The organism is Oleiphilus sp. HI0080 (genome assembly GCF_001635135.1).
This window is the reverse complement of the sequence record NZ_LWFU01001123.1, coordinates 1-743: the sequence shown is the minus strand read 5'-3', so window position 1 is coordinate 743 and position 743 is coordinate 1. Positions and strand designations below refer to the sequence as shown.

Here is a 743-nt window from a genome sequence, read left to right as displayed (position 1 = left end):
TGGGGTTTTTAATCCTAAGGTTTCTTTGTCGGACACAGGCTAGAGAAACTCCGAAGTATGGCAGGGTTCAAAGGGTAAGATTATTCGAAAACTCACAAACAAATAAGCCCCAAGAATATACAGGATATCCTTAGGGCTTAGAAGCAGATGCCAACTTAAAAAATGGGCGTCTGCTATTTCTTATCCGCGATCAGCGGAAAGAATTATTCTGCTACAACAGCTAGGTTGATAGTCGCAGTTACATCACTGTGCAACTGGATATCAATCTCGTAGTCACCAACTGCACGGATCGGACCTTCAGGAAGGCGAACCTCAGATTTGCTAACTTCGGTGCCAGCAGCGGTTACCGCATCTGCTACATCGCGAACACCAATTGAACCAAACAGCTTACCTTCATCGCCAGCTTTTGACGTGATAGTAACTGATTTCTCGTTCAACTCAGCTGCACGAGCTTCTGCTGCTGCCAATTTCTCAGCAGCTGCTTTTTCAAGCTCTGCACGGCGCGCTTCGAACTGCGCAACATTCTCTGCGTTTGCAGGAACGGCTTTGCCAAATGGAACCAAGAAGTTACGACCAAAGCCAGATTTAACTGTTACTTTGTCGCCAAGACCGCCTAGCTTACCAACTTTTTCGAGTAGAATGACTTCCATCTCGCTATCCTCAACTATTAAATCGAATTGTCTCTTTGTGCGAACAAGGATGTTTCTTCACAGCCATCTTCTTCAACACAAGCGCTTCGTTAT

1 protein-coding gene is annotated in these 743 nt (G+C 45.5%); it reads right to left on the bottom strand.

The features are described from left to right. Positions 1 to 203 precede the first annotated feature (203 nt). A complete protein-coding gene (gene rplI, locus A3751_RS20295; RefSeq protein ID WP_068453539.1) occupies positions 204 to 650 on the bottom strand; it encodes a 50S ribosomal protein L9 in 447 nt (148 codons plus the stop codon). Positions 651 to 743 lie beyond the last annotated feature (93 nt).

What these genes read in the sequence shown, in the direction of transcription:
- rplI (WP_068453539.1), bottom strand. Translation starts at nt 650, where the DNA reads ATGGAAGTCATTCTACTCGAAAAAGTTGGTAAGCTAGGCGGTCTTGGC.